The organism is Mesorhizobium sp. C399B, from assembly GCF_030323185.1.
GTDB lineage: Bacteria > Pseudomonadota > Alphaproteobacteria > Rhizobiales > Rhizobiaceae > Mesorhizobium.
In genome coordinates, this window is the sequence record NZ_CP100472.1 from 2,799,115 (window position 1) to 2,824,760 (window position 25,646).

General features: G+C 62.9%; 22 protein-coding genes and 1 pseudogene. 7 read left to right on the plus strand and 16 right to left on the minus strand.

All coding sequences use genetic code 11. The features are described 5' to 3' along the window. Window positions 1-6 precede the first annotated feature (6 nt). The 3 genes from NLY36_RS13395 to msrB all read left to right on the plus strand — a co-directional run bounded on the left by NLY36_RS13395 (window position 7) and on the right by msrB (window position 2,516). Complete coding sequence (locus NLY36_RS13395) at window positions 7-1,197, plus strand: vWA domain-containing protein (protein WP_023698424.1); 1,191 nt, start codon at window positions 7-9, stop codon at window positions 1,195-1,197. Window positions 1,198-1,213: 16 nt separating this feature from the next. Then, window positions 1,214-2,011, plus strand: a complete 798-nt coding sequence (locus NLY36_RS13400; protein WP_023684142.1) for an MBL fold metallo-hydrolase — start codon at window positions 1,214-1,216, stop codon at window positions 2,009-2,011. A 100-nt stretch (window positions 2,012-2,111) separates the two neighbouring features. After that, window positions 2,112-2,516 carry a peptide-methionine (R)-S-oxide reductase MsrB gene (gene msrB, locus NLY36_RS13405; RefSeq protein WP_023698422.1) on the plus strand — a complete coding sequence of 135 codons (405 nt, stop codon included), beginning with the start codon at window positions 2,112-2,114 and terminating at the stop codon, window positions 2,514-2,516. A gap of 62 nt (window positions 2,517-2,578) precedes the next feature. On the opposite strand, the gene NLY36_RS13410 is transcribed toward msrB, so the two are convergent. The 13 genes and pseudogenes from NLY36_RS13410 to NLY36_RS13470 form a co-directional block, all read right to left on the minus strand. After that, window positions 2,579-2,890 carry a hypothetical protein gene (locus tag NLY36_RS13410; protein ID WP_023688926.1) on the minus strand — a complete coding sequence of 104 codons (312 nt, stop codon included), beginning with the start codon at window positions 2,888-2,890 and terminating at the stop codon, window positions 2,579-2,581. A 7-nt stretch (window positions 2,891-2,897) separates the two neighbouring features. Then, window positions 2,898-3,338 (minus strand): hypothetical protein, encoded by a 441-nt coding sequence (locus NLY36_RS13415; RefSeq protein WP_023698420.1) that lies wholly within the window; start codon window positions 3,336-3,338, stop codon window positions 2,898-2,900. Window positions 3,339-3,431: 93 nt separating this feature from the next. Further along, window positions 3,432-3,692 (minus strand): DUF2312 domain-containing protein, encoded by a 261-nt coding sequence (locus NLY36_RS13420; RefSeq protein WP_023698419.1) that lies wholly within the window; start codon window positions 3,690-3,692, stop codon window positions 3,432-3,434. Between the two features lie 150 nt (window positions 3,693-3,842). After that, window positions 3,843-7,301: a pyruvate carboxylase gene (gene pyc / locus NLY36_RS13425; RefSeq protein ID WP_023698418.1), complete on the minus strand. Its 3,459-nt coding sequence runs from the start codon at window positions 7,299-7,301 to the stop codon at window positions 3,843-3,845. Between the two features lie 282 nt (window positions 7,302-7,583). After that, window positions 7,584-8,705, minus strand: a complete 1,122-nt coding sequence (locus NLY36_RS13430) for a branched-chain amino acid ABC transporter substrate-binding protein (protein WP_023668720.1) — start codon at window positions 8,703-8,705, stop codon at window positions 7,584-7,586. Between the two features lie 137 nt (window positions 8,706-8,842). Next, on the minus strand, window positions 8,843-9,190 hold the full coding sequence (locus NLY36_RS13435; protein WP_023668719.1) for a DUF6867 family protein: 348 nt from the start codon (window positions 9,188-9,190) through the stop codon (window positions 8,843-8,845). A gap of 112 nt (window positions 9,191-9,302) precedes the next feature. Next, window positions 9,303-10,031: an ABC transporter ATP-binding protein gene (locus NLY36_RS13440; protein WP_023668718.1), complete on the minus strand. Its 729-nt coding sequence runs from the start codon at window positions 10,029-10,031 to the stop codon at window positions 9,303-9,305. Between the two features lie 20 nt (window positions 10,032-10,051). Next, window positions 10,052-11,158 (minus strand): annotated as a pseudogene (locus tag NLY36_RS13445) (ABC transporter ATP-binding protein); the annotation flags it as partial. Further along, window positions 11,158-12,753: a high-affinity branched-chain amino acid ABC transporter permease LivM gene (gene livM, locus NLY36_RS13450; RefSeq protein WP_023668716.1), complete on the minus strand. Its 1,596-nt coding sequence runs from the start codon at window positions 12,751-12,753 to the stop codon at window positions 11,158-11,160. The gene livM and the pseudogene NLY36_RS13445, both read right to left, overlap by 1 nt. Window positions 12,754-12,757: 4 nt before the next feature. After that, window positions 12,758-13,660, minus strand: a complete 903-nt coding sequence (locus NLY36_RS13455) for a branched-chain amino acid ABC transporter permease (RefSeq protein WP_023668715.1) — start codon at window positions 13,658-13,660, stop codon at window positions 12,758-12,760. A 461-nt stretch (window positions 13,661-14,121) separates the two neighbouring features. Continuing rightward, complete coding sequence (locus NLY36_RS13460) at window positions 14,122-15,123, minus strand: 4-hydroxyproline epimerase (protein WP_023736863.1); 1,002 nt, start codon at window positions 15,121-15,123, stop codon at window positions 14,122-14,124. A gap of 13 nt (window positions 15,124-15,136) precedes the next feature. Then, the gene (locus NLY36_RS13465; RefSeq protein ID WP_245260314.1) at window positions 15,137-16,318 is read right to left on the minus strand and encodes an NAD(P)/FAD-dependent oxidoreductase; all 1,182 of its coding nucleotides are present in this window, start codon (window positions 16,316-16,318) and stop codon (window positions 15,137-15,139) included. A 288-nt stretch (window positions 16,319-16,606) separates the two neighbouring features. Then, the gene (locus NLY36_RS13470; protein WP_023736861.1) at window positions 16,607-17,500 is read right to left on the minus strand and encodes a dihydrodipicolinate synthase family protein; all 894 of its coding nucleotides are present in this window, start codon (window positions 17,498-17,500) and stop codon (window positions 16,607-16,609) included. Between the two features lie 168 nt (window positions 17,501-17,668). On the opposite strand from NLY36_RS13470, the gene NLY36_RS13475 reads away from it, so the two are divergent. Then, complete coding sequence (locus tag NLY36_RS13475) at window positions 17,669-18,259, plus strand: GntR family transcriptional regulator (protein ID WP_502882037.1); 591 nt, start codon at window positions 17,669-17,671, stop codon at window positions 18,257-18,259. Between the two features lie 36 nt (window positions 18,260-18,295). On the opposite strand, the gene NLY36_RS13480 is transcribed toward NLY36_RS13475, so the two are convergent. Both NLY36_RS13480 and NLY36_RS13485 read right to left on the minus strand, forming a co-directional pair. Beyond that, window positions 18,296-18,595 (minus strand): hypothetical protein, encoded by a 300-nt coding sequence (locus NLY36_RS13480; protein WP_023736859.1) that lies wholly within the window; start codon window positions 18,593-18,595, stop codon window positions 18,296-18,298. A gap of 203 nt (window positions 18,596-18,798) precedes the next feature. Next, a complete protein-coding gene (locus NLY36_RS13485) occupies window positions 18,799-20,295 on the minus strand; it encodes a CoA-acylating methylmalonate-semialdehyde dehydrogenase (RefSeq protein ID WP_023736858.1) in 1,497 nt (498 codons plus the stop codon). A 365-nt stretch (window positions 20,296-20,660) separates the two neighbouring features. Between NLY36_RS13485 and NLY36_RS13490 the strand changes: the two genes are divergently transcribed. From NLY36_RS13490 to NLY36_RS13500, 3 genes are all read left to right on the plus strand, one after another. Further along, window positions 20,661-21,542, plus strand: coding sequence for a LysR family transcriptional regulator (locus NLY36_RS13490; protein ID WP_023668708.1), 882 nt, complete (start codon window positions 20,661-20,663; stop codon window positions 21,540-21,542). Between the two features lie 123 nt (window positions 21,543-21,665). Beyond that, a complete protein-coding gene (locus tag NLY36_RS13495; RefSeq protein ID WP_023736856.1) occupies window positions 21,666-22,106 on the plus strand; it encodes a phospholipase A2 family protein in 441 nt (146 codons plus the stop codon). After that, entirely contained in the window at window positions 22,103-24,253 is a 2,151-nt protein-coding gene (locus NLY36_RS13500) for a phospholipase D-like domain-containing protein (protein WP_023736855.1), read from the plus strand. The genes NLY36_RS13495 and NLY36_RS13500 overlap by 4 nt, the downstream gene beginning before the upstream one ends. 102 nt (window positions 24,254-24,355) lie before the next feature. Here the strand turns inward: NLY36_RS13500 and NLY36_RS13505 are convergent, their stop codons facing one another. Further along, window positions 24,356-25,612, minus strand: a complete 1,257-nt coding sequence (locus tag NLY36_RS13505) for a D-amino acid dehydrogenase (protein WP_023668705.1) — start codon at window positions 25,610-25,612, stop codon at window positions 24,356-24,358. Window positions 25,613-25,646 lie beyond the last annotated feature (34 nt).

Sequence of the window (25,646 nt, forward strand, 5' to 3'; positions counted from 1 at the left end):
CCAACCATGTTCCTCCCCTTCTTTCTCGAACTAAAGGCCGCGCGCGTTCCCGTTTCGCTCAGGGAATATCTGTCGCTGCTGGAAGGGCTGGAGGCCGGGCTGGTCGACTATGACGTCCAGGGTTTTTACTACCTCGCCCGCGCCGCGCTTGTGAAGGACGAACGCCATATCGACCGCTTCGACCAGGTGTTTGCGCATGTCTTCAAGGGGATCGAGGCGCTCACCGGCCCCGATGCCGTCGGTGTCGCCAACATCCCTGAGGAATGGCTGCGCCGGCTCGCCGAAAAGCACCTGACCGAGGAAGAGAAGAAACTGATCGAGGCGCTCGGCGGTTTCGACAAGCTGATGGAGACACTGAAGCAGCGGCTGGAGGAGCAGAAAGGCCGCCACCAGGGCGGCTCGAAATGGATCGGCACCGGCGGCACTTCGCCTTTCGGCGCCTATGGCTACAATCCCGAAGGCGTGCGCATCGGCCAGCATGAAAGCCGCAATCGCCGTGCGGTGAAAGTCTGGGACAAGCGCGAGTTCAAAAATTTCGACGACGCCGTCGAGCTCGGCACCCGCAACATCAAGGTGGCGCTGAAGCGCCTGCGCCGCTGGGTGCGCGAGGGTGCGGAGGAAGAGTTCGACCTGCCCGGCACCATCCATGCCACCGCCGAGCACGGCTATCTCGATGTGCAGACGCGCCCCGAACGGCGCAACGCCGTGAAGCTCTTGATGTTCTTCGATGTCGGCGGCTCGATGGACGACCACATCAAAAGCGTCGAGGAGCTGTTTTCGGCCGCCCGCGCCGAATTCCGCCAGCTCGAATATTTTTACTTCCACAACTGCCTTTACGAGGGCGTCTGGAAGGACAACCGGCGCAGGCATGCCGAGACCATCCCGACCTTCGATCTGCTTCACAAATACGGCCCCGACTACAAGGTGATCGTCGTCGGCGATGCCTCGATGAGCCCTTACGAGATCGCGCATCCCGGCGGTTCGGTCGAGCATTGGAACCCGGAAGCCGGCAGTGTCTGGCTTGGCCGCCTCATCCAGCAATGGCCGAATGCGGTCTGGCTGAACCCCGAAAATCAGAAAAACTGGGGCTTCACCCATTCGATCGCGATGATCCGCGATCTCTTCGGCGGCCGCATGTTCCCACTGACGCTGGCCGGGTTGGAAGCCGCGACGAAGCAGCTTTCACGCAAGCATTGATATGAGAGGAAAACCGATGACCTGCTTTCTTTGCCCGCAATGCGGCGTCCAGTTCGCGGCAACGCAGACCCCTCCAGAAAATTGCCCGATCTGCGAGGACGAGCGGCAATATGTGCGCTGGGAAGGCCAGGCCTGGATCACTGGGGAAGAACTCTCTGCCGGGCATAGGCTTGTGATGAAGGACGATGCCGGCGTTCTCGCTTTCGGCATCGAGCCGCGCTTTGCTATCGGCCAGCGGGCGCTGCTGGCGCAGACGCCGCACGGCAATGTGCTGTGGGATTGCATCTCGATGGTGAGCGACGAGGCGGTAGCCGAAATCAACCGTCGCGGCGGCCTGGCCGCGATCGCCATTTCGCACTGCCACTATTATTCGGTGATGGTCGAGTGGAGCGAGGCGTTTGGCGGCGTGCCGATCTATCTCCATGCCGACGACCGCCAGTGGATCATGCGGCCGCACAACGCCATCGTCAGCTGGGCGGGCGAGACGCTGGCCATAAACCCGTCGCTGACACTCGTGCGTTGCGGTGGCCATTTTGCCGGCGGCCAGGTGCTGCATTGGAAACGCGATGACGGTAACGCCCTGCTGTCCGGCGACATATTGCAGGTGACGCCGACGCGTCGCCATGTCAGCTTCATGTACAGCTATCCGAACTACATTCCGCTCAATGCGCCGGCCGTGCGACGCATCGCGGCGGCACTTGAGCCTTTCGAATTCGACGACATCTACGGCGCGTGGTGGCAGCAGAACATCATCGGCGGCGCAAGAACGGCATTTCATGCGTCGATCGCCCGCTATCTTCAGGCGATTGGGTAGGAGCTCGGCTGAAAATGCGAGCAAAACACGTAACAAACGCCTATCTCTAAGCGAATATAGCTTGCAACCAACAACAAGCCGCCAAGGCTGAGGAGATCAAATGGACACCCACACCTACCCTATCACCCGCACCGACGCCGAATGGCGCGCCCGCCTGACGCCCGAGCAATATGCGGTCATGCGCGGCCATGGCACCGAACGGCCCGGAAGCTGCGCGCTGCTCTACGAAAAGCGCGCCGGCACCTTTTCCTGCGTCGGCTGCGACCAGCCGCTGTTCGAATCCAAGCTCAAGTTCGAGAGCGGCACCGGCTGGCCGAGCTTCAATGATCCGGTGCCCGGTTCGGTCGAAAACACCGTCGACCGCAGCTACGGCATGGTCCGCACCGAATGTCACTGCGCCCGCTGCGGCAGCCATCTCGGCCATGTCTTCGAGGACGGCCCGCCGCCGACCGGCCTGCGCTATTGCATCAACGGCGTGGCGCTGAAATTCGAGCCGGCGGCTTAAGCCGCGGCTTGACCACCATCTTCAAAGGGCGGCTTCGGCCGCCCTTTTTCGTGTCAATCTTCTCAGACAACCACCACCAGGATCAGCCAAAGCGTAGCCCCGAGCGTCATCAACGAAGCCTTGGCGCCACTGGATTTTTCCGTGGTTCGCCAGACGGCAAAGGTCAGAAAGATGTTGTAGGGCACGGGCGCGAAATGCACCGCCAGGACGACGGCGAGCGGCAGCTTCAAGCCGAGCAGAATGAGCGCGGCCACCGACGAGGCGATGTTGATCGCCGTGCCGACAAGGACTAGATCGCGCCAGAACAACCGCTCGACCGGCACCGCGCCTTGCCAGCGCGAGCCGAAGAAGGATCCGATGCTTTGCACCAACACCTGATAGCTATCCCTCTCCCAGCACGTCGGTGACGGCGCGCTCGAAGCGCGAGCATTCCGTCACCAGCCAGTCGGCCATGGCCGGCCAGTTGTCCTCGGCATAGCAGTTCACCCGCCACATCGAATTGATGCCGAGGCCCTCGCAGCTCTGCTCCGGCCTGAGCTTCAGCCTGTCTTCGATTGCCGGTTGGAACGGCTTCAGCCGCGACCAGACCCCGGTCGCGCCGAACTTCCCGTTACGGCCGAAAAAGACGCCAACTTGGCTTTGCGCCGGCGCGACATACATGGACAGGACCAGAGCGACGTCAGGCAGCCCGCGCTGCCAGAACCAGGGTCCGCGCCGCGCCATGGAAGCGCGTTCCTCCGGATGCCGTTCGGCGAACAGCGCCCAGAAGCTGCGTTGGCGGAATTCAGAGGCGCGGCGGGCGCCGAAGTCGAATTCGCTCATGGTTCGATGCCCGTTCCAGCATCATTCCTTGGCCCGAGACTGTTTCGAAATTCGCTCCGGCGATATCAGCCGGAGTAGAATTTCCAGACAGCCTTACACGATGCCGAGCGCGGCCTTGTAGAGATCGAGGATGGTTTCCTCTTCCTGGCGCTCGGCCTGGTCCTTCTTGCGCAGCCGGATGATCGACCGCATCGCCTTGGTGTCGAAGCCGGTGCCCTTGGCCTCGGCGAACACTTCCTTGATGTCGTCGGCGATGGTCTTCTTTTCTTCCTCGAGCCGCTCGATGCGCTCGATGAAGGCGCGCAACTGGCCGGCGGCAACAGTCTGGCTGGTATCTGTGATGTCGTCGGCCATGTTTTTTCTCCGCTACTTTTTAAGCACCGCGATTCTGGCGCGGTAAATTGGGAGCGGGTTCGATGCCCGAGCGGGCGCGGCGGGTCAAGCCATTATCGGCGCTTCGTGAACGGCTGCTGCCAGCCGTCCCCAGTGTGATGGATCCGCGCGTCAGCCAAACGCGATCAACAGATCCTTCGCATCGATCTGATCGCCGGCCTTGACCAGCACTTCGGCCACTGTGCCGTCGCGCTCGGCATGAAGGGCCGTCTCCATCTTCATGGCTTCGATCGACAACAGCACGTCGCCGGCCTTGACCGCTTGGCCGGCGGCAACCGAAAGGGCGGAGACCACGCCCGGCATCGGCGCGCCGACATGCGCCTCGTTGCCGGGCTCGGCCTTGCGCCGTGCCTTGGCTGCCGAGGCGCCATGCGCCCTGTCCGGCACCCTGACGCGGCGCGGCTGGCCGTTGAGCTCGAAGAACACGGTGACCATGCCCTTCTCATCGACATCGCCGATCGCAAGGCAGCGCACCACAAGCGTCTTGCCTTTCTCGATGTCCAGGAAGATCTCGTCTTCGGACTTCATGCCGTAGAAATAGGTCGGCGTCGGCAGCACACTGACCGGCCCGTAGGTTTCCTGCGCGGCGGCGAAGTCGGTGAACACCTTCGGATACATCAGCCAGGACGCGAATTCGTACTCCGAAAGCTTGCGCTCCAGCTTCGCCTCGATCTCCTTGCGGCTGGCCTTGAGGTCGGCCGGTTTGAGCAGCGAGCCCGGCCGCACGGTGATCGGCTTGTTTTCCTTCAGCGCCTTCTTCTGCAGCTTCTCAGGCCAGCCGCCGGGCGACTGGCCGAGATCGCCGCGCAGCATCGAGACGACCGAGTCCGGGAAGGCGATGTCCTTGGCCGGGTTTTCGACGTCGGCAACGGTCAGGTCCTGGCTCACCATCATCAGCGCCATGTCGCCGACCACCTTGGATGACGGCGTCACCTTGACGATGTCACCGAACATCAAATTGACGTCGTGATAGGCTTGGGCCACCTCGTGCCAGCGCGTTTCCAACCCGAGCGAACGCGCCTGCTCCTTGAGGTTGGTGAACTGGCCGCCCGGCATTTCGTGCAGATAGACTTCCGAGGCTGGCCCCTTGAGATCGCTTTCGAAGGCCGCATACTGGTTGCGCACCGCTTCCCAGTAGAAGGAGATGTTGCGGATCCATTGCGGATCGAGGCCGGGATCGCGCTCGGTTCCCTTCAGCGCCTCGACGATCGAGCCCAGGCAAGGCTGCGAGGTGTTGCCGGAGAAGGAATCCATCGCCGCGTCGATGGCGTCGACGCCACTTTCCACGCCCGCCAGCACCGTCGCCGCCGACAGGCCTGACGTGTCGTGGGTGTGGAAATGGATCGGCAGGTCGGTGGCTTCGCGCAGCGCCTTGAACAGCACGCGGGCGGCGGCAGGCTTCAAAAGCCCGGCCATGTCCTTGACGGCGATGATATGGGCGCCGGCGGCCTGCAATTCCTTCGCCAGCCCGACATAATATTTGAGATCGTATTTGGCGCGCGCCGGATCGAGGATGTCGCCGGTGTAGCAGATCGCTGCTTCGACCAGCTTGCCCTCGGCGCCCACCGCGTCCATGGCGACGCGCATATTCTCGACCCAGTTCAGGCAGTCGAAGACGCGGAACAGGTCGACGCCGCCAGCAGCGGCCTGGCTGACGAAATGTTGCACGACATTGTCGGGATAGTTGGTGTAGCCGACGCCGTTGGCGCCGCGCAGAAGCATCTGCAGCAAAAGGTTGGGGGCTGCTTCGCGCACTTTGCTCAGCCGCTCCCACGGATCCTCGGTGAGGAAGCGCATGGCGACGTCGAAAGTGGCGCCGCCCCAGCATTCCAGCGACAGCAGCCGCGGCAGCGCCCGCGCGTAGGTGCCGGCAATGCCGGCAATGTCATGCGTGCGCATGCGGGTGGCGAGCAGCGACTGGTGGCCGTCGCGCATCGTCGTGTCGGTGACAAGCACCTCTTTTTGCTCACGCATCCAGGCAGCGAATTTCTCCGGCCCCAACGCGTCTAGCTTCTGCTTGCTGCCATCAGGCACATTGCCGTTGAGATAGGGCACGACAGGCGCTGCCGCATCGGTCTTGGGCATCGGTCGGCCGCGGGTTTCGGGATGGCCGTTGACGCTGACGTCGGCCAGATAGTTGAGCAGCTTGGTGGCGCGGTCCTGCCGCTTCACCTGCGCGAACAGCTCCGGCGTCGTGTCGATGAACCTGGTCGTATAGGAATTGTCGGCGAAGCGCGGGTGGTTGATGATTGCCTCGAGGAAGGTGAGGTTGGTCGCCACGCCGCGGATGCGGAACTCGCGCAGGGCCCGATTCATGCGGGCGATCGCCTCGGCCGGTGTCGGCGCCCAGGCAGTCACCTTCTCCAGCAGCGGATCGTAGAAGCGGGTGATGACCGCGCCCGAATAGGCGGTGCCGCCGTCGAGGCGGATGCCGAAACCGGCGGCTTCGCGATAAGCGGTGATGCGGCCGTAGTCCGGAATGAAACTATGCTCCGGATCCTCGGTCGTGATGCGGCACTGCAGCGCGTGACCGTTCAGCCTGATGTCGGCCTGCGCCGGCACGCCCGACTCTTTCGTGCCGATGGCAAAGCCGTCCAGTATGTGGATCTGCGCCTTGACGATGTCGATGCCGGTCACCTGCTCGGTGACGGTGTGCTCGACCTGGATGCGCGGATTGACCTCGATGAAGTAGAATTTGCCGGTGTCGGCGTCCTGCAGGAATTCCACCGTACCGGCGCCGATATAGCTGGTCTCGCGCGCGATCTTGAGCGCATAGCCGCAAAGCTCCTGGCGCAATGCCTCGCTGAGATAGGGCGCCGGCGCCCGTTCGACGACCTTCTGGTTGCGGCGCTGGATCGAGCAGTCGCGCTCGAACAGATGCACCGCGTTGCCATGCGTGTCGCCGAGCACCTGGACCTCGACATGGCGGGCGCGCTCGATCAGCTTTTCGAGATAGACCTCGTCCTTGCCGAAGGCGGCCTTGGCCTCGCGCTTGCCTTCCATCACCTCGCGGGAGAGGTCGGCTTCCGCGCGGATGGCGCGCATGCCGCGCCCGCCGCCGCCCCATGATGCCTTGAGCATCACAGGATAGCCGACTGTCTTGGCGAGCTGCTTGACTGCTTCCATGTCGTCCGGCAGCGGTTCGGTTGCCGGCACCACCGGCACGCCGACCTCGATGGCCAGATTGCGCGCGGCGACCTTGTTGCCGAGCCGGCGCATCGTGTCGGGCTTCGGCCCTATGAAAGTGATGCCGGCCTCGGCGCAGGCATCTGCGAATTCAGGGCTTTCCGACAGGAGGCCATAGCCCGGGTGGATGGCGTCGGCGCCGGACAGTCTGGCGACCCGGATCACTTCCTCGATCGACAGATAGCTTTCGATCGGCCCCATGTCCCTGGCCAGATGCGGCCCGCGCCCGACCTGGTAGCTTTCATCGGCCTTGAACCGATGAAGCGAATATTTGTCCTCCTCGGCCCAGATCGCCACGGTTTTGAGGCCGAGCTCGTTGGCCGCGCGAAAGACGCGGATGGCAATTTCGGACCTGTTGGCGACGAGGATCTTCGTGATGGCCAAGGAAGGAGGCTCCGGACAGGGAGGGATGGGGCAGAGGCATGATTAACGCGAAAATGCTGCAGTGCAACCAAAATCGGGGAGAGATTAAACCGATTTAAATGGGATTCTAGCACCTCTGCTCGAAAAGCTGCGTGCGATTGGCGTCGCGAGGTGACGCTAATTGTCGTGCCCGCACAAATTCGACCCCGGCTAGCGGCTTATCCAGCCACCCTCGCTGCGCCCTGTCACCAAAGAAAAATGCCCGGCGCGAGCGCCGGGCATTCCATAGAGCTGTGTCCCGAATTACGACTTCGGGAACCAGGAGATCTTGCCGTCCGGACCCTTCTTCCATTCGTACATGATGTAGCCCGGGAGCTTCGGATCGCCCTTCGCGTCATAGGCGAGATCGCCCAGAACGGTCTTGAACGGACCCTTCTCGTGCAGCGCCTTGGCCACTTCCACGGGGTCGTTCGACTTGGCCACGGCAGCGGCCTCGGCGATCACCTGCATGGCGGCGTAGGAGTAGAGAGTGTAGGCTTCCGGCTCGAAGCCCTGGGCGCGGAACTTCTCGACCAGTGCCTTGTTCTCGGGGATCAGACGCGGATCTGGACCGAACGTGTTGAGCGTACCGATAACCGCATCGCCGGCGATCGCAGCCAGCTCGTCGGTCACGATGCCGTCGCCCGACATCAATGTAGCCTTGAGGCCCTGGTCAGCCGACTGGCGGATGATCAGGCCGGCTTCGGTGTGCAGGCCGCCCCAATAGATCAGGGTGACGCCGGCGTCCTTCATCTTGGCGATCAGCGCCGAGAAGTCCTTGTCGCCGACATTGACGCCTTCATACATGACTTCGGTCAGACCGGCTGCGTTCATCGCCTTCTTGGTCTCGTCGGCAAGGCCCTGACCATAGGGGGTCTTGTCGTGGATGACGGCAACCTTGGCGTCCTTGAAGTTGGTCGCGATATAGCCGCCGGCGATGCCGCCCTGCTGGTCATCGCGTCCGCAGGTGCGGAACACGTTCCACAGGCCGCGCTCGGTGAATTTCGGGTTGGTCGCCGCCGGGGTTACTTCGACGATGTTGTTGTCGACGTAGACTTCCTGCGAAACCGGGATCGAGACGCCCGAGTTGAAGTGGCCGATCACGAACTTCACGCCGTCGCCGACGAACTTGTTGCCGACCGAAATGCCCTGCTTCGGATCGGAGACGTCGTCGCCGACTTCGAGCTTGATCTGCTCGCCGTTCATGCCGCCTGCGGCGTTGATGTCGGCAACGGCCGCTTCCGCACCCTTCTGCAGCTGCGCACCGAAGGCCGCATTCGGACCGGTGATCGGACCTGCGACGCCGACGATAACGTCAGCCCATGCATTGCCACCGAACGCGACAAGCGCGGTCAGGGCAACGGCGGACAAAAGTGATTTCTTCATTTAAACGCTCCCATTTACGAGGTGGGCGTGGATGAAACTTTCATGCGATGCCCACCCTTATCGCAGAAAGCGTACTTTGCCGATTTTCAGGCCCTTGTCACGCCGATTCATCCCCGGAACGGCGTTAATGATGAACGTCAACCTTTCGGTTTCCAGCTTAAGATCGAAGCCCGTTCGTAAAGCCAATTATACTGCGTCACCATCTGGTTCGTACGCGTGTATTGATAGCCGACAAACCCCAATATCATGAGCACGATTGTGTCCACGACATAGTATTGCAGCGAAAACATCGTGCCGCCGAACAAGGCATGATGGATGAACCTGATGCCGATGCCGAGGCCCAGCAGATAGGCGAACAGCGCCGGCAGGCTGCGCCATGTCTGGGCGCTGGCCTTGCCGGTCATCCATGCCGCCCAGCCGCCGAGCAGACAGGTGACGAAGAAGAACTGCCAGATGGAAGGTTCCTCGTGAAGAATGCCTTGCATGATGAAGACTCCCTAGCATGATCCCGAAAAGTTGCAGACTTTTCGGACAAAGGTCATGCGACAAACAAACAAGTTGGAGCGGAATACCGTATGCATACATTCCGCTCCAAAATCAGTGATGGCCGCCTTCGAGATAGGCCGCCCGCACTTCCGGATTGGCGAGCAATTCCTTGCCTGTGCCGCTCATGGTCACGTTGCCGTTGACCATGACATAGCCGCGCGTGGCGAGCTTGAGCGCGCCGAAGGCGTTCTGCTCGACCAGGAACACAGTCAGCCCTTGCGTGCGGTTCAGCTCGCGGATGGCATCGAAGATCTGCTTGACGATCAGCGGCGCCAGACCCAGCGACGGCTCGTCGAGCAACAGCAGCTTAGGCCGCGCCATCAGCGCACGTCCGATCGACAGCATCTGCTGCTCACCGCCCGACAGCGTGCCGCCGCGCTGGGCAATGCGCTCCTTGAGGCGCGGGAACAGCGCGAACACCTTCTCGGCATCCTCGTCATAGTGCTTGAGATTGTCGAGACCGGCGCCCATCTGCAGGTTTTCCATCACCGTCATGCGCGGGAAAATGCGCCTGCCTTCCGGCGACTGCGCGATACGCATGCGGGCGATCTCGTGCGTCGGCATCTGGGTGATGTCGGTGCCGGCGAAAGTGATTGAGCCGGCACGAGCGCGCGGCGCACCGAAGATGGTCATCATCAGCGTCGACTTGCCGGCACCGTTGGCACCGATCAGCGCGACGATCTCGCCCTGGTTGACGTGGACATCGACGCCGTTCAGCGCCTTGATGTTGCCGTAGTAGGTCTCGACGCCCTTGATGTCGAGGAGCGTTGTCTCGGCCATCACTTACGCCCTCCGCGCGGCTTGCCTGTCGGGGATTTGGTGGCCGCCGGCTTGGACTTGGCCGTTAGACGCTCGGACGGTGCTCTTGGCGCGGAGTTGGCTCTTGTATCGTATTGGGTGGCTTTTGAAGCTCCCTTCGACACTGTGACCCGCTCGCCCTGGCTGTGGCCGATCGTGTCGCTTACCGGGCCGGCGAGATAGGAAGACGATGTGCCTGGTCCGTGAGCCGAATCCGGCCCGATGTCCAGCTGCTCGATGACGTCTTCATCGCCAACCTCGGTCAGCACCGTCTCGACCTCCTCGTCGTCGACGCCGAGATAGGCGGCGATGACGCGCGGGTCGGTACGCACCGATTGCGGGCTGCCGTCGGAAATCTTGCGGCCATATTCAAGCACCACGACATGGTCGGAAATCTGCATGACCACCGACATGTCATGTTCGATCAGCAGGATCGAGGTACTGCTCTTGATGTCCATCAGCAGCGAATTCAGCGCAGCCGACTCCTTCGGATTGAGACCGGCCGCAGGCTCGTCGAGGCACAGAAGTTCGGGCCCTGTGCACATGGCGCGCGCAATCTCGAGGCGCCGCTGCGCGCCATAGGGCAGGTCGCCGGCCGGATCGTCGGCGCGATCGACAAGATCGGCCTTCTCCAGCCAGTGCTTGGCAAGCTCCACCGATTCAGCCGAGGCTCTGCGGTAGCCGCCGATCCCGAACAGGCCCAGGATCGTATAGCCGGATGCCTTCATCAGCTTGTTGTGCTGGGCAACCAGCAGATTCTCCAGCAGCGTCATGCCCGAGAACAGGCGGATGTTCTGGAAGGTGCGCGCCACCTTGGCGCGCGCCGGGATCTCATGATTGGGCAGCCGTTCGAGCAGGAAGCTCGAGCCGTCGGCCCGGTTGAGCGTAATCATGCCTTCCGACGGCTTGTAGAAGCCGGTGATGCAATTGAAGACGGTGGTCTTGCCGGCGCCATTGGGTCCGATCAGAGCGGTGATCTCGCCGCGCTTGGCCTGGAACGACAGATCGCCGATGGCGATCAGGCCGCCGAACTTCATCGAAAGATGCTCGACCTGGAGGATGGCGTCTTTCATACCCGGATTGGTCTTCTGAATGGAGGTCGCGCTCATCAGCCGTGCCCTTCCTTGGTGAAGGAGGAGGAGACCGCTTTTCGTTCACTGAGGAAGGCCGTCGGTTCACGGCTGCCGACAAAGCCGCGCGGCTTCCACAGCATTACGATGACCATCGCCATGCCGAACAAAAGCATGCGGTAAAGCTCCGGCGTGAAATCTTTTCCGAAGACACTTTTCAGGAAATCGAGTTCGCGCAGTGCCTCGGTGCCGCCGATCATCACCAGCGCGGCGACCGCGATGCCGACCAGCGAGCCCATGCCGCCGAGCACCACGATGGCCAGGATGATCGCCGATTCCAGGAAGACGAAGGATTCAGGGCTGACGAAGCCTTGCCGTGCGGCGAAGAAGGCGCCGGCAAAACCGCCGAACATGGCGCCGGTGGCAAAGGCGGTGAGCTTGGTGGTGGTGGTGTTGATGCCAAGCGAGCGGCAGGCAATCTCGTCCTCGCGCAGCGCCTCCCAGGCGCGGCCGACAGGCATGCGCCTGAGCCTGATGGTGACGAAGGCGGTCAGCAGCGCCAGCCCGAGAATGAGATAGTAGAGGAAGATCTTGTAGTAGGCGCTTGACTGGGCGATGTGCAGCACCTTGCCGATATAGTTCGGGTCGGTCGAATTAAACGTCATCAGGCCGAAGAAGGTGACCTTCGGGATGCCGGAGATGCCGGCCGAGCCGTTGGTGACTTCACGCCAGTTGATCAGCACCAGGCGGATGATCTCGCCGAAGGCCAGCGTCACGATCGCCAGGTAATCGCCACGAAGCCTGAGCACCGGAAAGCCGAGCATAACGCCCCAGAAGGCGGCCATGGCGCCGGCGGCGGGCAGCAGGATCCAGAACGACAGGCCGTATTGCGAACCGAGCAACGCATAGGCATAGGCACCGACCGCGTAAAAGGCGACGTAGCCGAGATCGAGCAGGCCGGCGAGGCCGACGACGATGTTCAGCCCCCAGGCCAGCATCACATAGATCAGGATCTGGATGCCGAAATTGTCGACCCACTTCAACGAGCCCTGCAGGCCGCCGGTTATCGACCACGCGTAGATCGACAGCACCACGACGACGAGGATCGGGTATAGCACCAGCGCCGCAATCCCGAGCTTGGTGAAATTGGCGTGGATGAAGGAGCGGAAATAGAAGATCACGCAAGCGAGCGCGTAAATGACGGCCAATGCGCGCAGGAACTGAAGGTAGCCGGCCAGATCGGGTCCCACCAACACCGGCAGGGCGCTGCCGAACGCAACCAGGACAACCGCCAGCACAACGGCGACGATGAAGGCCGGAAGCAGGAAGAAGCGCGACGCGACGCTCGCCGGCAACAGGCCGGTGGCGACATTGGTGATCTTCTGATTGGCCATGAACGGCTGGCCATATGCAATGTAGAAGAAGCGGCCAAGCATGGTCAGCACGACCACGGTGATGAGCAGCAACCAGCGCTGCACCAGGATCAGCTGGTTGCTTATGTTCTGGTCGGTCTTCAGGCCGATGAAGAGAATGAACAACCCCAGCGAGATGGCGCCGGCATAGAACGCTTCGCGCAATGCACGCTGCACGGGGGAGGCGACGGTGTCGCGCTCCGAGGATACGGAAACCGCCATTGTCTCAGACCTTTTCGACTTCTGGCCGGCCCAAAATGCCGGAAGGCAGGAAGATCAGCACGATCGCCAGGATCGAGAACGCCGCGACGTCCTTGTAGTCGATCGAGAAATACGCCGACCACATGCTCTCGATGAAGCCGATCAAAAGCCCGCCAAGCACCGCGCCCGGCAGAGACCCGATGCCGCCGAGAACGGCCGCGGTGAAGGCCTTGACCCCCGGCACAAAGCCGTCGGAAAAGGCGATGACGCCGTAATACATCAGGAACAACGTGCCCGCGACGGCCGCAAGCGCTGCACCCATGATAAAGGTGATCGAGATCGTACGGTCGACATCGACACCGAGCAGCGCCGCCATCTTGCGGTCCTGCTCGCACGCCCTTTGCGCCCGGCCGAGGGAAGTCCTGTTGACCAGGTACCAGAACAGCGCCAGCAGCAGGGCGGTGACGACGACGATGATGATCTGCTTCAGCGACACGCTGATGCCGTTGATGTTGTAGACTTGGCTGACCATCGGCGGGATCGGCTTGTTGCGCGGACCTTGCGTCACCTGGATGAAGTTCGACAGCGCGATCGACATGCCGATGGCGGTGATCAGCGGCGCCAGCCGGAACGAACCGCGCAGCGGCCGGTAGGCCACCTTCTCGATCGTCCAGTTGTAGAGGCTGGTGAGCAGCATCGCCACGATCATCATGATCAGCAGCGCCAGGACGACCGGGACCGAATAGAACAAGGAGCCGAGGATGAGGAAGACAACGAGGGCGGCGAATGCCCCGACCATGAAAATGTCGCCGTGGGCGAAGTTGATCATGCCGATGATGCCGTAGACCATCGTGTAGCCGATTGCGATCAGCCCATAGATCGATCCCAGCGTCAGCCCATTGATAAGCTGCTGGACAAAGTACTGCATGTGTACATGGCTCCCCTGGAATGTCGCCCATGCAGACGCATTCCTTTTCGTATTTCCCCTAGTCGTAAAGTTTCGAGCCCGGATTGCAACGTGATTTTTCAAACGTCGAGCGTGTTTTGCCGGCACGCCTTCCGATTGCCCGTTTTTTTGCTCCCGACCCCTGGACTATCGCGGACCCTATCATTGGCATAACGCAATGTCTTTGACGATTCAGCCGGGCCAGCGACCTCATTTCGAAGAAATCCCGGTCAAAATTCGGCGATGAGACGAATCCTTGCGTTGTTGGCGGGCTTCGTTTTTTAGCCACATTCCGTACTGACCAGCTGCAACATGGGTTCCTTCCCGACTTATGGCGGTGGATGCCTCGCCCAACGCGCTAACCTTTCGCTGACTGGTTTCGCCAAGAGGTCCCGCTCTGGGTCCAAGTCTTGGTCTCGGTGGATGATCGGCAGCCTACCGTATCACTTAACCACAAAACCGTGCGCGAACGGATCGCGGTCGTCGATGAAGATGGTGTTCAGGCCGGTCATCCGCGCCCAGCCGCCGATCGAGGGAATGATGGCCGGCTTGCCGGCAACAGTGACGTCCTTCTCGACCTTGCCCTTGAACAGCGAGCCGATGATCGATTCGTGGACAAAACTGTCGCCGGCCTTGAGCTTGCCCTTGGCATGGAGCTGCGCCATGCGCGCCGAGGTGCCGGTGCCGCAAGGTGAGCGGTCGATCGCCTTGTCGCCATAGAAGACGGCGTTGCGTGCGTCGGCCCCCTCCACCGTCGGCTCGCCGGTCCACAGCATGTGGGACAGCCGGTTGATGCCGGGGTTTTCCGGATGCACGAACGAGTACTTCTCGTTGAGCCGCTGCCGCACCACAGGGCTCCAGGCGACGAAATCGCCGGCGGAATAATCAGCCATGTCGCGAAAATTCGCCTGCGGCTCGACTATTGCGTAGAAATTGCCGCCATAGGCGACATCGACGGTGATCTCGCCAAGCTGCGGGCAGTCGACCGTCAGTCCCTCGGCATAAAGGAAGGACGGTACATTCGTGATGCGCACCTCCTCGACATAGTCGCCGACTTGCTTGTATTCGGCGATGACCAGCCCGGCCGGTGTGTCGAGCCGGAGCACGCCGGGTGTCTTCGGCTTGATCAGCCCATGTTCGATGGCCATCGTCACCGTGCCGATCGTGCCGTGGCCGCACATCGGCAGGCAGCCCGACGTCTCGATGAACAGGATGGCTATGTCGCAATCCTCGCGCGTCGGCGGATAGAGGATCGAGCCCGACATGACATCGTGGCCGCGCGGCTCGAACATCAGCCCGGTGCGGATCCAGTCATACTCCGCCAGGAAATGCGCCCGCCGCTCCATCATCGTCGACCCCTGAAGCAAAGGGCCGCCGCCGGCCACCAGCCGCACCGGATTGCCGCAGGTATGGCCGTCGATGCAAAAGAAGGATTTTCTGGCCATGATTTCCTCGAACTCAAAACCGTTGCGGGCTGAAGGGGGCAAGATCGATCCGCGAAGTCTGCCCGAGAACAAGATCGCGGATCAAGCGGCCGGTGGCCGCCGCCTGGGTCAGGCCGAGATGGCCATGGCCGAAGGCGTAGACAACGTTGGGCGCGGTTCGCGCCGTGCCGATCACCGGCAGCGAATCCGGCAGCGACGGGCGATAGCCCATCCACTCGCGGCCGCCTGACGCGTCCAGCCCCGGAAGGAACTGTCTGGCTTTTTCCAGCATGGCCTTCGAGCGCGCAAAATTCGGCGGCCGGTCGAGACCGCCCAACTCGACGGCGCCGCCGACGCGCAAGCCCGTCTCGAGTGGCGTGATGACGAAGCCATGGCCGGAAAAGATCAGCATCCGCTGCACGTCGAAAGCGGTCTTCGGCAGTGTCGTGTTGTAGCCGCGCTCGGTTTCGAGCGGGATGGTGTCGCCAAGCGCCTTCGTCAGCAGATGCGACCATGCCCCGGCGGCCACGACAAGATGTCTTGCCTGCCTGGTCGTGCCGTCCGTCAGCGTCAGCGTCGCGCCATCAGGATTGGCGGCGACACGCTCTATGCCCGCCTTTTCGAAACGCGCGCCCAGCCTTTCGGCATAGGCCCACACCCCCTTGCCGAGCAGTTTCGGATCGGCGACGGTCTTCCAGCCCGGCACGAAGGTGCCCTTGATGAAGCGCGGCGACAGTCCCGGCTGCAGCCGCGCCAGTTCGTCGCCTTCGACATGGCGAAAGCCGATGCCGAAGCGCTCGCGCGCCGCCCAGCCCGGCAGCCCGGCCTGAAATTCGGCCTCGCTTTCATAAAGCTCCAGCGAGCCGTCCTCGCGCAGCATCGGCCGCGTGCCGGAACGGTCGAGCAGGCCCATCCATTCGGCCTCGGCGAGCTTCATCATGCCTGCCTGAGCAGCAAGGCTCGCCTCATATTTTTCTGGTGCGCCAGCGCGCCAGAAGCGCAACAGCCAAGGCAACAGCTTCGGCAAGTAGGCCGGCGGGATGCTGAGTGGCCCGAGCGGATCGGCAAGCCATTTCGGCAAGTGCCGCATCATGCCCTTATGCGCCAGCGGCAGCACGTCGGAGAAGGCGAAGGCGGCGGCATTGCCGGAGCTCGTCTCCTCGCAGATGCCGGTGCGGTCGAAGACCGTGACGCTGCGCCCGGCCTCGGCCAGCATGGCCGCAGCGCAGATGCCGACAATGCCGCCACCGACAATGGCGATATCTACCCCTTCTCCCCGTTCACGGGGGTGAGGAGTGGTCCGCGAAGCGGTGGAAAAGCCGACTGCTTGGCTTTCCGAACGACGAACGCCCGGAGCGCCAGCAAAGGGCTGCGGGGCCCGAAGGGCGGATGAGGGGCGGCGGCCCTCCTCTGTGTCCCTGGAATTTCCTTGCACGTCGGCGCTGCCCCTCATCCGGCTGCCGCCATCTTCTCCCCGTGCACGTGCACGGGGAGAAGAAAGCCTTCAGAACTGCGGCAGCTTCGGCCGTACCGCCAGCGCGTCCTTGACGATCTTCTCGACCGCTTTGCGGCGCTCGCCCGACAGCGGCTGGCGCGGCATGCGCACGCGGTCATTTGTGTCGATCGCGAGCACTTCGGCAAGCTTGATGTTTTGGACCAGATAGGTCGAGACATCGAGATCGAGCAGCGGCCGGAACCAGCGGTAGATCGAAAGCGCCTCCTCGCGGCGGCCCTGCTTCATCAGCTGGTAGATGGCGACGGTCTCGCGCGGGAAGGCGACGACCAGACCCGCCACCCAGCCGATGGCGCCCACCGACAGCGCCTCGAAGGCGAGATTGTCGACGCCGGTGAACAGATCGTAGCGGTCGCCGAAGCGGTTGATGATCTCTGTCGAGCGGCGGATGTCGTCGGAGGACTCCTTGATGGCGACGAAGCGCTTGTCGGCGGCCAGTTCTTCCATCTGGTCGACGGTGACGTCGACGCGGTAGGCGAGGCGGTTGGAGTAGATCATCACCGGCAGGTCGCCGGCCTGAGCGACGGCGCGCAAGGCGGCGACCGTCTCTTCCGGGTTGGTGTGATAGATCGGGCTCGGCACCACCATCAGCCCGTTGGCGCCTTCCCGGCTCGCGCGCTTTGCGATGCTCGCCGCCTCGCGGGTGCCTGCCTCGTTGACCGTCAGCAGAACCGGCTTGCTGCCGGCAACTTTCTGGGCAGTCTTCAGCACCTCGATCTTCTCGTCATGCGACAGCATCGGCCCTTCGCCGAGCGAACCGCAGACGATGATACCGTCGCAGCCTGCCTCCATCTGCAAAGCAAAGCAGCGCTCCATCTCGGCATGGTCGAGGCGGTCGTCTTCGGTGAACTTGGTCGTGACGGCGGGGAAAACTCCGGTCCACATGATCGTCTCTCCATCTGATATATCAGCCGTATATCTGTTGGAAAACCGGCTGTCAATGAGGAATCCGTTGTGATATATGGAAGATATATCAGGAGCCCACCTTTGATATCCAGTGAGACAGCATACCCCAAGCCGGCCGCCGCCAAGGCCTACCATGTACTCGAGCATATGATCGTGACGCTGGAACTGGCGCCGGCGAGCTTCGTGACGGAAGGCGCGCTGATCGAAAAGCTGGCGCTCGGTCGTACGCCGGTCCGCGAAGCAATCCAGCGCCTCGCCTGGGAAGGACTGCTCGACGTCAGGCCACGCGCCGGAATCGCAATTGCCCCGCTTCATCCCGGCGACTGGCTGCGCGTGCTGGATGCCAGGCGCGGTGTCGAGGTGGTGCTGGCGCGCTCGGCCGCCCGCTTCGTCACCCGCGAGGCCGCCGACCTGTTTCATGAGGCAGCCCTTGCCATGCAGAAGGCCGTCATCTCGGGCAATGTGCTGGCCTTCATCCAGGCCGACAAGGCGCTCGACGAGGCCCTGGCGATGGCCGCCGACAACCCGTTTGCGGCCCGTCTGGCCGCGCCCCTGCAGACCCACAGCCGCCGCTTCTGGTTCCGCTACAGGGCCGACACAGGACTGGCCGAATCGGCCGAGCACCACGTCGCGCTAATCCGCTCGATCCTGGCTGGTGACGAAGAGGCTGCCGCCAAGGACGCCAAACGCCTTATGGCACTGCTGCGCGGCCATGCCGAAGTGGCCGCCACACGCTGAACTCCGTCTCTGCTCCAGACTTCCGACCGGTCTTTATCAGGTGCCCGGCAAGACTGCTGCCATAGCCGCCCCGTCCCAGCCTTCGCCAGCCGTGATGATGCAGCTTTGGCCGTGTGTGTCGGTGGCCAGGATGGTCCACGTGCCCTGGTCGGAGACGAATATCTCAAGCACCACATTTGGGTTCACCAGGCCACGAGCGGCTTGGTTTTCGTGGAACTTCTCGCCGAGCGCCTTGACCAAGTCGGTCCGCGCCGCGCATTGATCGGCTTTAGCCTGGGCGATGCCGGACATCGCGAACACCGCAAAGAACATCGCCGCCACAAGACGTCGTGTCATCTGACACCTCCTTGCGCCAGACGAGAACCCCGGCTGCTACCGGCGCTATTTTGATGGCCTGCACCACGGCAGGAATGCAATTTAAGGCAGATGACAGGCTCTTGGTTCCATCGCTTAAACGTGATGGCCAATGTCGGTTTCGTACAAAGAAAGGCCCGGGACGTTCAACCCAGGCCTTCTTGCCGATCTTCGAAATCGTCCGGTCAGTTCATCGTCGGGATGACGAACTCGGCACCGTCCTTGATGCCTGAGGGCCAGCGCGAGGTCACCGTCTTGGTCTTGGTGTAGAAGCGGAACGCGTCCGGGCCGTGCTGGTTGAGGTCGCCGAAGGACGACGCCTTCCAGCCGCCGAACGTGTAGTAAGCGATCGGAACCGGGATCGGCACGTTGATGCCGACCATGCCGACCTGGACGCGCGAAGCAAAATCACGAGCAGCATCACCGTCACGGGTGAAGATGGCCACGCCATTGCCCATCTCATGATCGTTGGCGAGCTTGATGGCGCTCTCATAGGTCGGCGCACGCACCACCGACAGCACCGGGCCAAAAATCTCTTCCTTGTAGATGCGCATGTCAGCCGTCACATTGTCGAACAGGCAGCCGCCCATATAGTAGCCATCCTCGTAGCCCTGCATGGAGAAGCCGCGGCCATCGACGACCAGCTCGGCGCCTTCCTTGACGCCGGTGTCGACATAACCCTTGACGCGTTCCAATGCCTGCGCCGTGACCAGCGGGCCGAAATCGGCGGACGAATCCGTCGACGGGCCGACTTTGAGGCTTTCGACACGCGGGATGAGCTTTTCCATCAGCCGGTTGGCGGTGTCGTTGCCCACGGGAACGGCAACCGAGATCGCCATGCAGCGCTCGCCGGCCGAGCCGTAGCCCGCGCCGATCAGCGCGTCGACGGTCTGGTCCATGTCGGCATCGGGCATGATGATCATGTGGTTCTTGGCGCCGCCGAAGCACTGCACGCGTTTTCCCGCGGCCGTGCCGCGCGAGTAGATGTAATGCGCGATCGGCGTCGAGCCGACAAAGCCGATAGCCTTGATATCAGGATCGTCGAGGATGGCGTCGACGACATCCTTGTCGCCATTGACGACGTTGAGAACGCCAGCCGGCAGGCCAGCCTCGAGGAACAGTTCGGCGATGCGCATCGGCACGCCAGGGTCACGCTCGGAAGGCTTCAGGATAAAGGCGTTGCCGCAGGCCAGCGCCGGGGCAATCTTCCACAACGGGATCATCGCCGGGAAATTGAACGGGGTGATGCCGGCAACGACGCCAAGCGGCTGGCGCATCGAATAGACATCGATGCCGGGGCCGGCGCCGTCGGTGAACTCGCCCTTCATCATGTGCGGCGCACCGATGCAGACTTCGACCACTTCGAGGCCGCGCTGGATGTCGCCCTTGGCGTCGGCGATGGTCTTGCCGTGCTCGCGCGCCAGGAGATCGGCCAGTTCGTCATAGTCGCGGGAAACCAGTTCAAGAAACTTCATCAGCACGCGCACACGCCGCTGCGGGTTGGTCGCAGCCCATTTGATCTGTGCTTCCTTGGCATTCAGGACAGCCGCACGCAGTTCCGCCGGCGAAGCCAGCGCCACCGTGCCGCGCACCGAGCCGTCCATGGGCTGCATGACGTCCTGCTTGCGCCCGCTGGTCCCGGCGACATGCTTGCCGCCGATGAAATGACCGTATTCGATCATGGTTTCTCTCCCTGAGTTTGTGATGGCGCATTCAACCCCTTTGCAGGCGCGAAGGCAACGCGAGGGGAAACGCAACCGTTGTGCAAGAAATAGACAACGAAGGACGAGTGTGCATTAATTGCCGCAAATTACAGATTGCTGAAAGGCCCGAAGGTTGCGCTCCGTCACACCCCCCTCTGTCCTGCCGGACATCTCCCCCGCAAGGGGGGAGATCAGATGTGGCTGCCGCCTTCGCAAATCTTCAACGCACCAAAAGAGACGCAGGTGGCGGAGCTGCCAATCTCCCTCCTTGCGGGGGAGATGGCCGGCAGGCCAGAGGGGGGTGGGCGAGAACGCCGCGTTCGCCGCTAGCCCGGACCACCCCAATGAACTGGGATGACGTCCGCATCTTCCTCGCCGTGGCCCGTGCCGGGCAGATCCTTGGCGCCGCCAAGCGGCTGGAACTCAATCACGCCACCGTCTCGCGCCGCATCGCAGCGCTTGAGGATGCGTTACGGACAAAACTGTTTCGCCGGCTTACCACCGGCAGCGAGCTGACGCCGGCCGGCCAGCGCTTTCTCGATATTGCCGAGCGCATGGAAGCCGACATGATCGCCGCGCGCTCCGCCGTGTCGGGCGAAGGCGACGATATCTCAGGCACGGTGCGCATCGGCGCGCCCGACGGGTTTGGCGTTGCATTCCTCGCCACGCGTCTTGGCGCGCTGACCGCGCTGCACCGCGAACTCACCATCCAGCTGGTGCCGGTGCCGCGTTCCTTCTCGCTGTCGCGGCGCGAGGCCGACATCGCCATCACCGTCGAGCGGCCGAGCGAAGGCAGGCTGGTGGCGGGAAAGCTGGTCGACTACACCCTCGGCCTGTTTGCCTCGCGGGACTATGCGCAGGCGCACGGCTTACCCGAGACCGCTGCCGAACTCGGCCAGCATACGCTGATCGGCTATGTCCCAGACCTGATCGTCAGCCCGTCGCTCGACTATGCGGCGGAGTTCAGCCCGGACTGGCGCACCAGCTTCGCCATCTCCTCAGCGCTGGGCCAGGCCGAAGCGGTGCGGTCGGGCGCCGGCATCGGCATCTTGCACACCTTTGTCGCCCGCTCTATGCCGGAGCTGATCCCCGTTAACATCGTGACGCCGATCCGCCGCGCCTACTGGCTGGTCTATCATGAATCGGTCCGGCCACTGCGCCGCGTGCAGATCGTCGCCAACTTCATCACCAAGGCAGTCGAGAGAGAGCGCGGGCTGTTTGTCTGATGGCCGCGCCGCCTTGCCCTCGCCACAAAATCGGCCAGTGTGGCAACAAGCGCGATGTCGCCTATTATTAAGGATTGGCTGCGCCGGGTGGGACACTTTTTTGCAAAGCTGGTGCGGATCAAAATGCGAGCGGTGCTCGCCATCTTGCCGCTTGTCGCGCTTTCCGCCTGCGCCAATCCATGGACCGTAGTTCCGGAAGCCGAACTGCCCAAGCCGGTCCGTATCGCAATGGCCCGCCCGTCGCCTTTCGTCTTCGGCAATTACTGCGGTCCCGGCACCCGCACCGGCGACCTCTCGGCTCGCCCTGTCAATCGCCTCGACAGCGCCTGCCAAATCCATGACGCCTGCTACATCGCGCGCCATAATCATTGCGACTGCGACGGCGCGCTCGTCGCCTCGGCAAAGGCGATCCGTGATGACAAGACAGCGCCGAAAAAGATGCGCGGCGAGGCCGAGCTTTTGATCGCCACTTTCGCACTTCCCGTCTGCAAGGTCTTTCCGCAAGGCTTTATGCCGCCGCGCGACCCGGCTGAGCTGAAGACGATGAACGGGGCCACGGGATGAACCGCGCCATCTGCCTGGCTCTGGCCGGGCTGGGGCTGGCGGCCCTTGCCGCTTGCGCCGCCCCGATCCGGCACAGCTGCGATTTCTTCCCCGATGCGAAGGATTGCGGCCGGCCGTCGGTATCGGCCGGCACGCCCGGACCGCAGACTGCAGCAGCAGCGTTTTTCGGCGATGCCGGTGCCAGCGACTATGAAAGGCAGTTTCTGGCGCTGCTCGCCCACAACCAGATCGGCGCCATCGATAGGGCGAACGGCACCGGTCCGTTCGGCCATGACCGCCACGCCATCGCCAACCGCGATTTCCAGGCCACCTACCGGACGCTGGAACAGCTGGCGAAGCCGGTTAGCGCCGAACAGATGCCGGCAGGTAGGGGCACCGGCGAAGGCCATTTCAACGGCCGTTGGCGCGTGTCGCGGCAGACGCTCTATGTCAACGCCGCCGCGCGGCCCTCCGCGCCAAAGACGTTCAGCTTTTCCGGCCTGCAGGCGCGCTCGATCGAGATCGTGATGCGCCAGGCGGGAAAGCAGCCGGTTGAGATATCGGGCGCCTGCGACGGGGCGCTGGCGATTCGCGCCGGCGGTGGCTCGCGCAGCGTGGCGAGCGGTGCCGCCTTCCGCCTCCGCCTGTCGGCCGGGCAAACCGCCAGCCTGTTCCCCAGCGATGGCCTGAACCGCTGCAGTCTCAAGCTCAGCTCCAGCCTGGCGCCGACAGGCGCCCCGCTCACCATCCTGCGCGAAGAGGTTGCCTATCCGGCGATAGCCGCGCTCGACAGCCGCTACGAGCGTTGTCCAGTGCCCGGTCCATCCGGCCTGGATGAACTCGCCCGCATCTTCTATGCCGGCCGCTGGCTGTCGCAGACCTGTTCGCTGCCGCTCGGGTTACCGCGCCTGTTGCGCAAGTCGCGCGACGGCTTCAACGCCAAGGTCGAAGCGCTGCTCGGCGCGCCTTTACCCGACAGCGCCTTCGACAAGGCCGACCCCGAACTGCCGCTCGATTTCTCGCGCGCGCCGAAACTCAAGCTGGTCTATCTGTCGTCGCTGGAGTTCAAGGCCGATTTTTCCGGCCGCGTCATCGAGCGGCTGATCCGCCATCACGCAGCCCTCGGCACCAAAGTGCGCATCATGGTCACAGACGTGCTGGAGCGCGACAAGGACGATGCCCTGCTGCACCGGCTGGCGGCCGATTATCCCAATGTCGAGTTGCAGGAATATCGTTGGCGGGCCGACCACGGCGCGCCGGTCGACGAGCAACTGTCACAGCTGCACAAGACCCATCACGTCAAGATGCTGGCGACACTTGCCGAGGATCCCGCCCGCTCGCGCGTCATCATCGGCGGCCGCAACATTCATGACGGCTTCCTCTTCCACAAGCCGATCGACCTGTCGCGCTATCCGAACCTGGAGCAATACGGCAAGACCGACGGCCTCTCGCTCAACTACTATTCGAACTGGAGCGATTTCGACATCGAGTTTGCCGACCCGGCCACGGTCGAGACGCTGGCCGCGCATCTCTCGACATTGTGGCTGCGCGACGCCGACACCAACATCGCAAGACCCTTCTCCATTCCGGTGCGCTCCGACAGCCGGCGCCCGCCGGGCACGGTGCGCCATTTCATTTCCGTGCCCTACGAGGACAACCATGCGCTCGAGACCTATTTCGTCGAGCTGATCGACACTGCCCGGCACCATATCGAGATCGTCAATCCCTACCTTAATCTGACGCCGAAGCTCAGCCTGGCCATCGAGCGGGCGCTGGCGCGCGGCGTCAGGATCGACATTGTCGGCCGCATCGACCTCAAGGGCGATATTGGCGGCAAGCTGCTGACCGCGCTCAACAAGCTGTTCGTCGAGAAATATGGCGACCGCATCAACATCCGCGAATTCAAGGCGCCCGATGTCGTGCTGCACTCCAAGATCATGATGATCGACGAAAGGCTGGTGACGATCTCGTCGGTCAATCTCAACAACCGCAGTTTCTTCCACGATCTGGAGAACGGCATGACGGTGCTCGACCCTGCCTTCTACGCCAGGATGCAGCCGGTCTATGACGACTATGTCGCCCATTCGAACCCGGTATCGACCAAGGTGACGATACCGTGGGCCTACCGATGGCTGTTCTCGAAGGGTTGGGTGAAGGAGGCGTTTTGAGGGGCTGGCGAGGCTGAAGGAATGCCGTTCTGTAGCGATCCTTTACCCCCTCTGTCCGGTAGGACAGAGGGGGTGCTGGCCCGCCAGCTTTAAAAAGCACCCCTACCTCAAATACCGCTCCGGCCCCAGCTCCCGCACATCGATATCAGGCACCTTGCTGGAGATGATGTCGGACAGCACCTTGGCCGAGCCGCAGGCCATGGTCCAGCCAAGCGTGCCGTGCCCGGTGTTGAGATAGAGGTTGGAGAACTCGGTGCGGCCGACCAGCGGCGGCCCGTCCGGCGTCATCGGCCGCAGCCCGCACCAGAAGGACGCCGCCTTGAGGTCGCCGCCATCCGGGAACAGATCGCCGACCGAATGTTCGAGGGTGCGCCGGCGCGATTCATGCAGCCTGAGATCGAAGCCGGAAATCTCCGCCGTGCCGCCGACGCGGATGCGGTCGCCGAGCCTGGTGATCGCCACCTTGTAGGTTTCGTCCATTACCGTCGACACCGGGGCGGCGACCGCGTCCTTGATCGGAACGGTGATCGAATAGCCCTTGACCGGATAGACCGGGATCGGGCGCCTGAGCAGGCGCATGAAGCGCGCCGAATAGCTGCCCAGCGCCAGCACATAAGCGTCGGCCGCGCGCGAGCGCTGGTCGGTGCCGACGCTGACGATGCGATTGCGGTTCTTGGAGAAGCGCCGGATCTGCGTACCGTACTCGAACGTGACGCCGCGCGCCACGCAGAGCTCGGCCAGCCGATCGGTGAACATCTTGCAGTCGCCAGTTTCGTCGCCGGGCAATCTCAGCCCGCCGACAAACTTTTCCCGCACGCCGGCCAGCGCAGGTTCGGCGCCAATGCAGCCTTCGGGATCGAGCAACTCGTAGGGAACGCCATATTTCTTCAGCACCTCTACATCGCCGCCGGTGCCGTCGAGCTGCTTTTGCGTGCGAAACAGCTGCAGCGTGCCCTTGGTCCGCTCATCATAAGCGATGCCGGTCGCCTCGCGCAGCGCCTTCAGCGTGTCGCGGCTGTATTCGGCGAGCGGCACCATGCGCGCCTTGTTGATGGCATAGCGATCCGCGGTGCAATTGCGCAGCATCTTGATGAGCCATGTCCACATATACGGATCGAAGGCCGGCCGCACCACCAGCGGGCCGTGCTTCATCAACAGCCACTTGATTGCCTTCAGCGGAATGCCGGGGCCGGCCCAGGGCGAAGCATAGCCCGGCGAGATCTCGCCGGCGTTGGCGAAGCTGGTTTCCAGCGCCGGCCCTTTCTGGCGGTCGAACACCGTCACCTCGTGGCCGGCCTCAGCGAGATAATAGGCAGTGGTGACCCCGATAACGCCGCCGCCCAACACGAAGATCTTCATCGCATCACTCTCCACGACGACTTCCGTCAGAGGG

Excerpts from the sequence above, each read along its gene's own strand:
- NLY36_RS13395 (WP_023698424.1), top strand. The coding sequence starts at position 7 with ATGTTCCTCCCCTTCTTTCTCGAACTAAAGGCCGCGCGCGTTCCCGTT.
- NLY36_RS13400 (WP_023684142.1), top strand. The coding sequence starts at position 1,214 with ATGACCTGCTTTCTTTGCCCGCAATGCGGCGTCCAGTTCGCGGCAACG.
- msrB (WP_023698422.1), top strand. The coding sequence starts at position 2,112 with ATGGACACCCACACCTACCCTATCACCCGCACCGACGCCGAATGGCGC.
- NLY36_RS13415 (WP_023698420.1), bottom strand. The coding sequence starts at position 3,338 with ATGAGCGAATTCGACTTCGGCGCCCGCCGCGCCTCTGAATTCCGCCAA.
- NLY36_RS13420 (WP_023698419.1), bottom strand. The coding sequence starts at position 3,692 with ATGGCCGACGACATCACAGATACCAGCCAGACTGTTGCCGCCGGCCAG.
- NLY36_RS13430 (WP_023668720.1), bottom strand. The coding sequence starts at position 8,705 with ATGAAGAAATCACTTTTGTCCGCCGTTGCCCTGACCGCGCTTGTCGCG.
- NLY36_RS13435 (WP_023668719.1), bottom strand. The coding sequence starts at position 9,190 with ATGCAAGGCATTCTTCACGAGGAACCTTCCATCTGGCAGTTCTTCTTC.
- NLY36_RS13440 (WP_023668718.1), bottom strand. The coding sequence starts at position 10,031 with ATGGCCGAGACAACGCTCCTCGACATCAAGGGCGTCGAGACCTACTAC.
- livM (WP_023668716.1), bottom strand. The coding sequence starts at position 12,753 with ATGGCGGTTTCCGTATCCTCGGAGCGCGACACCGTCGCCTCCCCCGTG.
- NLY36_RS13455 (WP_023668715.1), bottom strand. The coding sequence starts at position 13,660 with ATGCAGTACTTTGTCCAGCAGCTTATCAATGGGCTGACGCTGGGATCG.
- NLY36_RS13460 (WP_023736863.1), bottom strand. The coding sequence starts at position 15,123 with ATGGCCAGAAAATCCTTCTTTTGCATCGACGGCCATACCTGCGGCAAT.
- NLY36_RS13465 (WP_245260314.1), bottom strand. The coding sequence starts at position 16,318 with ATGCTGGCCGAGGCCGGGCGCAGCGTCACGGTCTTCGACCGCACCGGC.
- NLY36_RS13470 (WP_023736861.1), bottom strand. The coding sequence starts at position 17,500 with ATGTGGACCGGAGTTTTCCCCGCCGTCACGACCAAGTTCACCGAAGAC.
- NLY36_RS13475 (WP_502882037.1), top strand. The coding sequence starts at position 17,669 with ATGATCGTGACGCTGGAACTGGCGCCGGCGAGCTTCGTGACGGAAGGC.
- NLY36_RS13480 (WP_023736859.1), bottom strand. The coding sequence starts at position 18,595 with ATGACACGACGTCTTGTGGCGGCGATGTTCTTTGCGGTGTTCGCGATG.
- NLY36_RS13485 (WP_023736858.1), bottom strand. The coding sequence starts at position 20,295 with ATGATCGAATACGGTCATTTCATCGGCGGCAAGCATGTCGCCGGGACC.
- NLY36_RS13490 (WP_023668708.1), top strand. The coding sequence starts at position 20,661 with ATGAACTGGGATGACGTCCGCATCTTCCTCGCCGTGGCCCGTGCCGGG.
- NLY36_RS13495 (WP_023736856.1), top strand. The coding sequence starts at position 21,666 with ATGCGAGCGGTGCTCGCCATCTTGCCGCTTGTCGCGCTTTCCGCCTGC.
- NLY36_RS13500 (WP_023736855.1), top strand. The coding sequence starts at position 22,103 with ATGAACCGCGCCATCTGCCTGGCTCTGGCCGGGCTGGGGCTGGCGGCC.
- NLY36_RS13505 (WP_023668705.1), bottom strand. The coding sequence starts at position 25,612 with ATGAAGATCTTCGTGTTGGGCGGCGGCGTTATCGGGGTCACCACTGCC.